The following is an 11452-nucleotide window of genomic DNA, read 5'->3' as shown; positions in this document are numbered from 1 at the left end:
TGTGTTTATTTTTCTGGTTCTGTTTTATTGGGTCTATATCACAGCCAAAATGAATCGCACATTTTTACCAACATCAAACGCAGTTTTACATATCGCACCTTAAATAATCTAACACTATCTTATAGGATAACTGAGTAAAGCATGACCCGTTAATCACACAGATGAATACTGGATAACAATCACAGTGCTCGGCATGCTCACGTATCTTATAATTATAAAGTTAGGGATGTACCTATGTTCGATATCAAATCATTTTTTAAACGAGAAGTAGAAAAAAAGCTTATCAATGTAGATGACTATATTTTTATGCCAGAACGCGTAGAGATGGAAATTGAAGGTGGACTATTAAATTGTGTGTTGAATAGTGATGGTCGCGTAGATATTTTTTATAGTAAAGACGGTGTCACTGAAGTAGGTTCAGCGTCTCGCAAGCATCCATTTACAGCATTTGAAAAAGAGCTATATCATGGTATTTATGATGATGTGATTAATGATTTAATTAAGGAAGTAGATAAAATTATTGATAGTACTTCGAAGTATTTCCGTCGTAGCCAGTCGTTACCTTTTACGGCTTCTATAACGTCCCAAGCATCTGACACAAATAAATTTTAGGCTAATTAATTGAACCAATCTATTAGCAATAAAAAGGGTGCGTTATGTATAACGCACCCTTTTTATTATTTTTTACTCTAATGAATAACTTAATTGTCCTATTGAACAAAGCTTGTATAGCAGCTCTGTAGAGATTTGGCGACGACTTGTGCGACTAACTGAGTACGGTACTGAGAGTCAATCGCGGCATTGCCCAGCTCAACAATCGTCACTTGCTGCGGTGCTTGCTCACTGACACAGCCACAAACATTGGTTTTAACAGATTCTTGCTGTGCTTCTGTCATGGCGACGCTTGCAACACGCCACGCGTTTTGTTTTTCAATTTGGCTACGGCATTGGTTATCAATCGCAGCTCTAAAAACATTCATGCCGATCTCATTTGCTGTACCGATTGCTGTACCTGTACCGTTGTTTGTAGCACCTGTTGTGGTACATCCCGCCAAGGCAAAAGTCGCTAGCATCATCGTTGAAGCCAAGATTTTTTTCATAAGTTAGTCCTTTAAGGTGTCTGTCATAAATAAAGCTGTATATTATCAGTAAAACCTAGCAATGACATCATTAACCACAAGCGCATTTTATTTTAGAACTCTATAACCTATTTGTATAAACCACAAAAAAGCCAGCTAAGTAATCACTTAACTGGCTTGATATAGGCTAAGCTATTTGGCTTATTTATACGTTTTTGCCGTGTTCTTTTTGCTGAATATCTTTTGCCAATTTATAGCATTCATTGATATGGTCATTGGCAATTTTCTTAAAAATCGTATAACCCATCGTTGCAGCAACTAGTTGACCACCAAGTGGAATAAACTTGGTCACTTGTTTGGCAGCGATACGACCACCGAAACCTTGAATGGTTTTTTTGACGATACCACGTGTTGCCATGAGACCAGCGAAATCTACAGTACGATCTTTTACTGCGCTCCAATGCACTTCGCGTGATTCCAAGTTAATGGCTGATTGACGGTCTTCAATGAGACCAAAACGCTCACTAATCTCTGGAATCAACTGCGTCAACATCCCCGCATCAACTGCCACATCAAAAAATGGTACTGGCACAACTGCTACACCAGCAGAAACTCTAGCGCGTCTTTTTACCATTCCCTGACATTCTTTTTTAACTTTATCAAGGTCTAGGTTAGGGTCGATAGTATTTGGAAGTTTTTCAGCAAGTGGCGTGGTTTTCATAAAGTGTCCTTATAAATAATTAAAATATAAATGATAAAAAGTTCAATAGATAACAAATCCTTCAGTTGCTTACTATTTTATGGATTTATGCGTGGCTTACAATCATTGCTTTGTAGCAAAATGAATGAAATTACTCACACTGTGCACCTTTTTTGTAAGTGGTTAAATGAAGGTGATTTACATGAGCTATAAAAATGATAGTCTCAATTACTGCTAGTTTACAGGCATTATTCATCAGGTTGCACAATGCCTAATGATATACAGAGGTAGTATAAATTGTCATTGTGAGCCTCTACTAAAGCCAGTAGAATACCCTCATGCTAAATTTAACCCCCCGTTATACCAGCACTCGCATCGACGAGTTGCCCGCCGCGCTGCAACTATTTGCCGCTCAATCATTCACGCTTGCCCGTCTGTATGCAGGGCGAGGTATCACTGCGCCTGATGAGCTGGAGACTAGCCTATCAGGTCTATTGCCTGCTGAGGCATTGCACGGTGTCACAGAAGCCGTGCGCTTATTAGATGTGGCCATTGATGAGCGTCAGCGTATCTTGATCGTTGGTGACTTTGACTGTGATGGTGCCACCAGTACAGCCTTAATGATGCGCGCGCTCACAAAGATGGGTGCGGTCGTTGATTTCCTAGTACCAGATCGTTTTAAGTACGGTTATGGCCTGACGCCAGAGATTGTCGAGTTAGGTATTGAGACTTTTCAGCCAAATATGATAGTGACGGTTGATAATGGCATCTCAAGTCATGAAGGGGTGGCACGCGCCCAAGCTGATGGTATCACGGTGATTATCACTGACCATCATCTCACCACCAAAGAGACGCCACCTGCCGAAGCGGTAGTCAATCCCAATCAGCTAGGTTGTGACTTTGCTAGTAAAGCACTGGTCGGAGTTGGAGTCGCGTTTTATGTGCTCGGACGATTAGCAAAGCTGCGCCGCGAAGCTGGCAAGTCTACGGTACAGGTTAGCCAATATTTGGATTTGGTCGCACTTGGGACGATTGCAGATGTTGGGGTACTGGATAAAAACAACCGCATCTTGGTACATCACGGATTATCAGCTATTCGTCAAGGCCGCTGCTGTATGGGGATATTGGCATTGCTTGAGCAAGCGGGCCGTGATCCTAAGCAGCTTCATGCTCAGGATTTCGGTTTTGTATTAGGCCCACGTATCAATGCTGCTGGGCGTATGGATAATATGCGCATCGGTATCGAGTGCTTATTGACTGAAGACTGGAGTACCGCGCAACGTTTGGCACAAGAGCTTGAACAGTTGAACCGTACGCGTCGTCATGTAGAGGGCGAGATGCGTGCGCAAGCTGATAGTATCGTACAAGCACTGGCTCGTGAAGATAATAGCGACGATAGTGTGAGTGGTGAAGGCGATGATAATGCCAGTAACGATGACACAATTACTCAAGCTGTTTCTACTGCTAAAGCAAACAATACAGGTGCGCGTAGTATTATTCTATACCAAGATGACTGGCATCAAGGAGTCATTGGCATTGTCGCTGGTCGCTTAAAAGAAAGCCATTATTTACCCAGTATCGTTTTTGCGCCAGCAGACACTGAACAAACAGATGAAAATAGCGCCATTAAAGGCTCTGCACGTTCTATCGCTGGCGTACATATTCGTGATGCGATTGAGCAAGTTGCTGAGCGTTATCCAGACTTAATCAGTCATTTCGGCGGGCATGCGATGGCCGCAGGTTTAACCCTCAAGCGCCGCAACTTTGAGGCATTTGTCACAGCTTTTAATGAAGTAATGGCTCAGATGGATGATGAGGTATTTGCAGAGCAAAAATTCACCGATGGACCTTTGCAAGCGAGTGACTTTAGCTTATGGTTTGCCGAGCATTTAGCCGATGCCAGTATCTGGGGTCATGGATTTGCGCCACCGATATTTGACGGTGTATTTGAAGTATTGAGCTTCAAGATTTTAAAAGATAAACATCTTAAGTTATCGCTGCGCTATCCAGATGTTCAATATCCGATAGAGGCAATTTGCTTTAACTTCGATAATGAAGCGTGGGATTACCGTGCTAAGCAAGTCCATTTACTATTTCAGCTAGACATCAATGAATGGAATGGCAAGCAAAGCTTACAGCTGATGGTTAAAGATTTGGCTGTGGTAGAGCAAGGTTAAAGCGACAATGTCAAACCGATAATACTAGACGCGCTCAAATATGGGTGCGTTGGTATTTTTGAAATGAAGACACGCCCTAGTATCAGTATTTCCACTCTAGTGTGGGGAACTGCCAATCGTAACGAATAGCCAGCATACGCAAAGTAAAAATCGTACTCATCGTAGAGATGTCAGCTACCCAATCTGTCACACCTAAGTTCTTTAGAGCAAAGTACAGCACACCACCTGTCAACGCTGCGGTGATGTAAATCTCTTGCTGTAGTACCAATGGAATCTCATTGCAAATCATATCGCGAATGATGCCACCAACCACGATGGTAATCACACCTAATAATAGCGCTACAGGCACATTGGCACCCATACTATCAGCGACTTTGATCCCGATCAGCGTAAATGCTGACAGACCAATGGTGTCAGATAGTTTGAGGAACTTATCCACTCGTCTTGAATTTGGATGAAAAAATATCTGCATCGCTAGTGATGAAATCGTAATAAGGGTCAGGTAGCTCATATCTACCATCCAAAATAACGGATGGCGATCGAGAATGACATCACGTACTGTGCCGCCACCGATAGCAGTGACGATAGACACGAGCAGACAGCCGAAGACGTCGAAGTTTTTGTGCTTGGCAAGTATCGTTCCTGAGACACTACAGGCGATGATGCCAATCATATCAAAGAAATATATCAAAGAGCGCGGGTCAAAAGTAGTGATCAGTACGGTAGGGTCCAATACGATAGCCAACATGGGCAGTTCTCACTATTTTCAATTATTGTCAGTCAAACAAAGGCTATCTACGCAGAGTCTTGCTCAATCAATCAGTCCACGAGTCGAATAGAAGGCAGATGCCAGTCGAATCTGAGCGCGAGCATACGAACTGCAAAGATGACAAACAGCATAATAAATTCGTTGAGACTGGCACCGACTCCGAAATACTGTAAGCATAAATAGGTCACAGACCCTGCGATACTGGCAGTAATATAAATCTCACGCTGTAGTACCAGCGGAATCTCATTACAGATGATATCACGTAGCAAACCACCGATAATGGCAGTCCAGACACCCATCATGATAGCAATCAGGGGAGACATATCTAGGGTTAAGGCCACCTTAAAACCAATGACACTGAAGGCAGCCAGTCCAATGGCATCAAAGAGCTTTAACGCATTATCAATCTTATGATAAAGGTGAAAGAAAATTTGTAAAATAAGAGAGGTCACCGTGATAACGATCACGTAATTAAGGTCAGTCATCCAAAATAAAGGATGGCGGTCGAGAGCCATATCACGTAAAGTACCACCGCCGATAGCATTGACCATCGCTACCAAGATACACCCAGCAATATCGAAGCCTTTATGCTGCGCAAGCAAAGTCCCTGCAATCGCGCAGGCAACAATGCCAACCATATCCAATAAATATAATAGAATATCAGGAAAAATCAAAGCATTACCCATGGTTATAGTGCCAAATCGAGATCATCAAAGTGATAGGTGTTTTTTAGGTGGCTATTCAATGCATAAATTTGACGAAAGAGGTGTAGTGTTACAGTGCCATTTAGCCATCTTTTGCAAATAATATCAGTCCTACAATAATCAGCCCTATACCGACCAGTCCCATCGTCGAAGGTATGGCGTTATCTAATAATAATATACCCCCAATCAAAGCAAAGATAACCTCACTGGCTTGGGTTGAGTCAACGCCTGCAACCTCGCTTGAAGTAACAGCTTGCTCGCGCGCATACAAAAATATAGTGGTCGCTGCCACGCCTGCCAATAGAGCAACGAGCAACGTATTGATTATTTGTGAGGGGTGGGGCTGGTCAGGGCGCACTATAATGCCCAAAAACAGCCAAAATGGCAAACACCCAAGAGTCATTAGCCACACTTTGTTAAAGGCATTTTGCAGTAGCGTGGTTTCGATAGAAGGAATACGAGCAATTAGATTTTGTAGGGATGAGGTTGCCGCAGTGTTGTTACTTTGAAGTACGCTATCGAGGTCGGTAGCATCATATGTCGTAGCTGGCAAATCATAAGCTTCGGATATGAGCGGTTCACTCTGCTCGTTAATATCAATACCAATACTGATGCTAGCTCGTTGAGCGTTCAACTCTGCTGCCTTCTGTAATTCAGTATTGCGCGCGCGGGCATTATGAGAAGCCTGCCAAACCAGCTGGTTACCAATTGGGTAACTAAAAGCAGCGATAAGCGCAGGTAGCGCACCGTAGAGTAGCATTTCAGACATGGGGACGGTGTCGGTTATAGCAGCAGCATGCAGACCTTCGCTGATATTGACGAGCGCCACACCGATAAAGACAATGACAGCGTATACGATGAATTTTTTATCAAAACGTTGACCAAATGCCAATAGCACAAGCAAACTGGCGACGACGGTAAACATAAAGGTAGCCGCTACCACCCATCCTGCAACATGATCTGCGGCATAGCAAATACCAGTATAAAACAGTCCAAATCCGATACTGCCAGTAATGCACCAAAAGCCCCAATGCTGAAGAAAAATTTTCATTAATGCTTTAACACGACCAAAGCCATGTTGTATCGTAATAATGGCGGTGATAATCAATAGCATAAAGACATAGCGTAGACTCGCTGACCAAAACCAATGTCCACCTGCGCTACTCATAAGCTCATTTAAAATAAATGTTGAGCTAAAAAACGCACCTGCTAACAAGCCCAATAAAATGAGTTTGATCATACCGCTACCTTATCCATGGCACTCAACGTATTCACACTTTTTGTTTGTTACTTGCTGATAGTTACTTGCCTTTGGCATCTGCCCAAATGATTTTATGTAATTGCAGCTGAAAGCGAACTGGCAAGGCATCAGCCAACATCCATTCTGCTAGCTCGCGCGCCAATACAGGTACTTCAGGGCTGAGCTGTTCATCGACATCATCTGCGACATTAAACATCGGAGAGAACCATATCGTGCCGACCAGTTCGTTTAGCTTATACTCGGTCAATTTAGCTTTTGCCCAGTCGTAATCTGTACGATTCATAATGACAAACTTGATCTGGTCGTGCTGAGTGAGATAGTCGAGATTTGACCATAGGTTTTTATCGACTTCGCCTGAGCTTGGCGTTTTGAGATCCATTACCTTACTGACTGCTGCTGGCACGTTTTCTACCGTCAGCGCGCCTGCGGTTTCAAGGGATATCTCATAACCATCGCTCAGCAAACGTTTCATCAATTCAATGGCATTTGGCTGTGCTAATGGTTCACCGCCTGTCAGACAGATGCGCTTGCACGGATAACCTTTGATGGTTTCTATGATGGTTTCTAATGATTGACGTTCGCCGCCAGTAAAAGCATATTCGGTATCACAATAGACGCAGCGCAGCGGACAGCCTGTTAGACGCACAAATATCGTCGGCAAGCCTGAAGTGATCGCCTCACCTTGTAAGGAATAAAAAATCTCAGTCAGACGCAACCCTGCTTCAGGGTCAGTGACAGGGATAGCGGCGGTGCGTAAGGATGATTCACTCATAATATTTCAAATACAGTTAAAGGTCGATAAGGCGATGAAGCGCTTATCAATCATAATAAAAAGGCAGGGGATGGTACGAATTATTTTGTGTTTGTATAAAGACAAAATAAAAGAGGATTATAACGTAACGCGTTATATTAAGCTGCAAAAAAGATGCTGGAGTCATCCTCCAGCATCTTCATATAAAACAATATTATTCAATAAACAACGGTACTTGCCAAATATTTAGGCTAGGCGTAATAGCTCATTTACTGATGTTTTTGCACGAGTTTGCGCGTCAACTTTTTTCACGATGATAGCAGCGTACAGGCTGTGCGTGCCATCTTCTGACGGTAAGCTACCTGGTACGACAACAGAACCTGCTGGTACACGGCCACGATGAATCTCGCCAGTCTCGCGATCATAGATGCGCGTTGATTGACCGATGTAGACACCCATAGAGATGACAGCGCCTTCTTCAACGATAACACCTTCAACGATTTCAGAGCGTGCACCGATGAAGCAGTTGTCTTCAATGATAGTAGGGTTTGCTTGCAATGGCTCTAATACACCGCCGATGCCAACGCCGCCTGACAGATGCACGTTTTTACCGATTTGAGCACATGAACCAACAGTCGCCCATGTATCAACCATTGCACCTTGATCGACATATGCACCGATGTTGACGTATGACGGCATCAATACTGCGCCTGCTGCGATGAATGAACCTCTACGAGCAACAGCTGGTGGTACAACGCGTACGCCTGCTTCTTTAAACTGTGCTTCGGTCCAGTTAGCAAATTTAGTCGGTACTTTGTCATAGAACTGTACGTGTTCGCCAGCGGCTTGGACGTAGTTATCGTTTAAACGGAAAGACAATAGTACGGCTTTTTTGGCCCACTGATTGACAACCCATTCACCATCTTTCTTTTCTGCTACGCGCAGGCTACCGTTATCTAGTTGCTCAAGTACTTGATTGATAGCATCGCGCACGTCTTGTGGCATATTAGCTGGGCTGTATTCATTGCGATTTTCAAATGCTTGTTCGATGGTTTGTTGTAATGACATAAAGGTTCCTAAAATGAATGAAAGGGAGGGTGATCTTAATGTTATGGTTAAAGACTTATATGACCCGGCCTAAAGAAAATTCAAGGTATGGCTTGGTCCAAAAACTTGCTTGCCGTATTGTCGCTAATTTGACCGCTTTTAGCAAACACGTTGAGGGTCTTATTATGACAGTATTGAATGAGTCGTTTTCAGGTACTCCCTCAAAACAACTCATTTATCATGATTTAATCGTCTGTCGTGTTGGTCTCTATCCACTCTAAAATATCTTGATACACAGTCTGTTTATCCTTTTCGTGCAGCACTTCATGGCGCATATTAGGATACAGCTGAATATCGACATGACTGAAATGACGCTTATCCAGACGCGTGACAACCCTACGTATACCGCGACCCATTTCACCAATCGGATCATCTTCACCGCTGATAAATAGCATTGGGAAGTTTTTGGCAATAGTGGTAGCCCAATTTTTATTCAGTCCAGTATCCATGAGCGTAAACAATGTCATAAAGCCATTATTGGTAAAGTCAAAACCAGTCTTAGGATCGGCTTCATAGGCTTCAATGTTTGCGGTATTTTCACTGAGCCACGCAAACTGTGAGGACGAATTACGATCAGATAGTTGGCTGTTAAGGACTTTGTTCATCACCTTGGCAAAAACTGTATTCGGTTGTCTTGGGGCGACTCTGGCGAGTAGCTTGTTAATAGGTAATAGAACCTTGGCCAGTGGGTTAGCGTCTGCGGAACCCATTAGGATGGCGCCTGTAAAATTATGCGCATGATGTTTCAGTACATTGCGCACGATAAACGACCCCATTGAGTGACCCATCACAAAATGCGGGACGTCTGGATGACGGTCTTTTAGGCTATCGGCCATCACAATCACGTCTTTCAAAAGCGACTGTACCGGATGCTCCTCACCAAAAAACCCAAGATCGGCTTCAGTCTTGATAGTCTGTCCATGACCCAAATGATCATAAGTGGCCACAGCGATACCATTATCTGCTAAAAACTGTGCAAAATCGTTATAGCGACCGCTGTGCTCTGCCATGCCATGCACAATCAGTAAAGTCGCGCTAATCTCGACGTCTTTGCTACTTGGTTCAAAAAAGTCATGATGCAAGTAGTGAATATTGTCAGAAGACAAAATGTGATCGTTACTGGTATCGATGTTGGTACTCATGTAATGTTCCTTGATTACTTATAATTTTCATTAACGGTTTTGACGATGTTTCTCAAATAATGGGTCAAGCAGCGCAATTTATCATGCGGCTCTTATAATGTTCTATTGTACTGGGCGTTGGTAAATAATTTCACCTTATTTTATTGTTTTTATCGCTATTTTTAAAATAAGAGCAAGCCCTAGCGCAGTAAGTGCTTTTGACGCTACATAAGCCATTTACGCTCTTACTGTTCGCCTGCAACAGATTTGTCTTATTTATATGATACTTTTAAATGAGTTTTTAAAGTCATTTATATCAATCAACATTCCATCAAACACTAACAGCAACCAATCGGCTTGATAGAATCATCTATGACAAAATTTTCACCGAAAAAGACACTACTATTGGCAGGGGCAGGTCATGCTCACATTGGCATGTTACGCCGATTTAGCGCAGCGCGTTTAAAGAATACCGATACGACCGATGCAGACATTCACTTAATTAGTGAGCAACCGCAAACGATATATTCTGGCATGTTACCGGGTTGGATGGCAGGGCATTATCAGCTGCATGATATCAGTATCGATATCAAATCGCTTTGTGTACGAGCAGGCGTGCGCTTTATTCAGCAATCGCTTGTAAAAGTAAACGCAGCGTCAAACAAGGTGGTTACGACTAGCGATGAACAAACGGATTTTGACTACGACGTCTTGTCTCTAAATACGGGCGCAGATACAGACATGCGTTGGCTATACAATCACGAGGATCACAGAAGCGACAGTGACGATACAGATGTTGATGTTGGCGCTGTTAATGCCCATGCTGATACTGACGTGATTGCCATACGACCGTTATCAACATTTATCACCCAATGGCAGCGGATTTTGAAGGATGCCCAGTCATCTGAAAAGTACCAATTGGCTATTATTGGGGCAGGCGCTGCGGCCATAGAGTTGGTCATGGCCGCTCAAGTTGCACTACGGAACATCAATCGTCACCATCAAGTGATATTGATATGCGGTGAAAATCTCTTGTCAGGGTTTAATTCGGGCTTTCGACAGCGGGTTATCAAGCAGCTAGATCGACATGGCATTACGATAATTCGAGAACGAGCGACCGATTATCGTGATGGAGAATTATTGACCACGCATAAATCATTGCCCATCAATGCGGTCATCGCTGCGACTGGCGTCATAGGGTCGGCATGGACGGCTTCTACGGATTTGAAAACCGAAGGCGATGGGTTTGTCGCGGTAAACAATAAGCAGCAAAGTGTCTCTCATTCCAATGTCTTTGCCGTTGGCGATGCGGCGACACGAGTCGATAAGTACGTGGCGCACTCAGGGGTTCACTCCGTACATGGCGGTGCTGTCGAAGCCGATAACTTATTGGCCTATTTGAAAGATAGTGTAATGAAGAGCTATCAGCCAAAGTCACGCACGCTATATCTGCTGTCTTGCGGTGATAAATACGCCATTGGTAGTTGGGGTAATGTAAACCTACAAGGTCGCTGGGTATGGCATCTCAAGAAGTATATCGATAAGCGTTTTATCGAGGCTAATAAGAACTAACGAAGGTTAATGCTCATTTGGAATAAACCATAAAATCCATATGATTAGTTGTCAATGTTTATTGATAATCAGGTATGATTGATTAGAAAAAACGTAAAATGAGAAAGTGGGTTTTACGTTGCAAGTTTAAAAAATAAACAGTAAAAGCAATGCGCTACCTTTGTTTTCTAATCTTTAATATCACGTTGCTATCCTTTTTTAGTTGTACTGC

Annotated in this window: 11 protein-coding genes; 3 read left to right on the top strand and 8 right to left on the bottom strand. The window is 43.2% G+C overall.

The features are described from left to right. Nucleotides 1–234 precede the first annotated feature (234 nt). On the top strand, nt 235–612 hold the full coding sequence (locus ACIGBM_RS07290; protein WP_101206413.1) for a hypothetical protein: 378 nt from the start codon (nt 235–237) through the stop codon (nt 610–612). Between the two features lie 98 nt (nt 613–710). On the opposite strand, the gene ACIGBM_RS07285 is transcribed toward ACIGBM_RS07290, so the two are convergent. Both ACIGBM_RS07285 and ACIGBM_RS07280 read right to left on the bottom strand, forming a co-directional pair. Further along, nucleotides 711–1100 (bottom strand): hypothetical protein, encoded by a 390-nt coding sequence (locus ACIGBM_RS07285; RefSeq protein WP_201567403.1) that lies wholly within the window; start codon nt 1098–1100, stop codon nt 711–713. A gap of 184 nt (nt 1101–1284) precedes the next feature. Further along, the gene (locus ACIGBM_RS07280) at nt 1285–1800 is read right to left on the bottom strand and encodes a hypothetical protein (RefSeq protein ID WP_057760892.1); all 516 of its coding nucleotides are present in this window, start codon (nt 1798–1800) and stop codon (nt 1285–1287) included. A gap of 317 nt (nt 1801–2117) precedes the next feature. Here ACIGBM_RS07280 and recJ point away from each other — a divergent pair, with 317 nt between their 5' ends. Next, nucleotides 2118–3956 carry a single-stranded-DNA-specific exonuclease RecJ gene (gene recJ, locus ACIGBM_RS07275; RefSeq protein ID WP_397477272.1) on the top strand — a complete coding sequence of 613 codons (1839 nt, stop codon included), beginning with the start codon at nt 2118–2120 and terminating at the stop codon, nt 3954–3956. A gap of 82 nt (nt 3957–4038) precedes the next feature. On the opposite strand, the gene ACIGBM_RS07270 is transcribed toward recJ, so the two are convergent. The 6 genes from ACIGBM_RS07270 to ACIGBM_RS07245 all read right to left on the bottom strand — a co-directional run bounded on the left by ACIGBM_RS07270 (nt 4039) and on the right by ACIGBM_RS07245 (nt 9690). After that, the gene (locus ACIGBM_RS07270) at nt 4039–4704 is read right to left on the bottom strand and encodes a trimeric intracellular cation channel family protein (RefSeq protein ID WP_057760888.1); all 666 of its coding nucleotides are present in this window, start codon (nt 4702–4704) and stop codon (nt 4039–4041) included. A gap of 71 nt (nt 4705–4775) precedes the next feature. After that, entirely contained in the window at nt 4776–5411 is a 636-nt protein-coding gene (locus tag ACIGBM_RS07265; RefSeq protein ID WP_290175471.1) for a trimeric intracellular cation channel family protein, read from the bottom strand. 100 nt (nt 5412–5511) lie between these two features. Beyond that, on the bottom strand, nt 5512–6669 hold the full coding sequence (locus ACIGBM_RS07260) for a multidrug resistance efflux transporter family protein (protein ID WP_397477271.1): 1158 nt from the start codon (nt 6667–6669) through the stop codon (nt 5512–5514). 61 nt (nt 6670–6730) lie between these two features. Further along, nucleotides 6731–7462 (bottom strand): 7-carboxy-7-deazaguanine synthase QueE, encoded by a 732-nt coding sequence (queE, locus tag ACIGBM_RS07255; protein WP_397477270.1) that lies wholly within the window; start codon nt 7460–7462, stop codon nt 6731–6733. A gap of 225 nt (nt 7463–7687) precedes the next feature. Beyond that, entirely contained in the window at nt 7688–8509 is an 822-nt protein-coding gene (gene dapD, locus ACIGBM_RS07250) for a 2,3,4,5-tetrahydropyridine-2,6-dicarboxylate N-succinyltransferase (protein ID WP_057760881.1), read from the bottom strand. A gap of 224 nt (nt 8510–8733) precedes the next feature. Next, nucleotides 8734–9690, bottom strand: a complete 957-nt coding sequence (locus tag ACIGBM_RS07245) for an alpha/beta fold hydrolase (RefSeq protein ID WP_394123772.1) — start codon at nt 9688–9690, stop codon at nt 8734–8736. A gap of 351 nt (nt 9691–10041) precedes the next feature. Between ACIGBM_RS07245 and ACIGBM_RS07240 the strand changes: the two genes are divergently transcribed. Next, nucleotides 10042–11241, top strand: coding sequence for an FAD-dependent oxidoreductase (locus ACIGBM_RS07240; RefSeq protein WP_397477269.1), 1200 nt, complete (start codon nt 10042–10044; stop codon nt 11239–11241). The last annotated feature ends 211 nt before the right edge of the window (nt 11242–11452 follow it).

It is taken from the genome of Psychrobacter sp. NPDC077938, assembly GCF_044542635.1.
In the GTDB taxonomy this organism is placed as follows: domain Bacteria; phylum Pseudomonadota; class Gammaproteobacteria; order Pseudomonadales; family Moraxellaceae; genus Psychrobacter.
Note: the sequence above shows the minus strand (reverse complement) of the source record. Positions and strands in the feature narration are given on the sequence as shown.

What these genes read in the sequence shown, in the direction of transcription:
- ACIGBM_RS07240 (WP_397477269.1), top strand. Translation starts at nt 10,042, where the DNA reads ATGACAAAATTTTCACCGAAAAAGACACTACTATTGGCAGGGGCAGGT.
- ACIGBM_RS07260 (WP_397477271.1), bottom strand. Translation starts at nt 6,669, where the DNA reads ATGATCAAACTCATTTTATTGGGCTTGTTAGCAGGTGCGTTTTTTAGC.
- ACIGBM_RS07290 (WP_101206413.1), top strand. Translation starts at nt 235, where the DNA reads ATGTTCGATATCAAATCATTTTTTAAACGAGAAGTAGAAAAAAAGCTT.
- recJ (WP_397477272.1), top strand. Translation starts at nt 2,118, where the DNA reads ATGCTAAATTTAACCCCCCGTTATACCAGCACTCGCATCGACGAGTTG.
- ACIGBM_RS07270 (WP_057760888.1), bottom strand. Translation starts at nt 4,704, where the DNA reads ATGTTGGCTATCGTATTGGACCCTACCGTACTGATCACTACTTTTGAC.
- ACIGBM_RS07265 (WP_290175471.1), bottom strand. Translation starts at nt 5,411, where the DNA reads ATGGGTAATGCTTTGATTTTTCCTGATATTCTATTATATTTATTGGAT.
- ACIGBM_RS07245 (WP_394123772.1), bottom strand. Translation starts at nt 9,690, where the DNA reads ATGAGTACCAACATCGATACCAGTAACGATCACATTTTGTCTTCTGAC.
- ACIGBM_RS07280 (WP_057760892.1), bottom strand. Translation starts at nt 1,800, where the DNA reads ATGAAAACCACGCCACTTGCTGAAAAACTTCCAAATACTATCGACCCT.
- queE (WP_397477270.1), bottom strand. Translation starts at nt 7,462, where the DNA reads ATGAGTGAATCATCCTTACGCACCGCCGCTATCCCTGTCACTGACCCT.
- ACIGBM_RS07285 (WP_201567403.1), bottom strand. Translation starts at nt 1,100, where the DNA reads ATGAAAAAAATCTTGGCTTCAACGATGATGCTAGCGACTTTTGCCTTG.
- dapD (WP_057760881.1), bottom strand. Translation starts at nt 8,509, where the DNA reads ATGTCATTACAACAAACCATCGAACAAGCATTTGAAAATCGCAATGAA.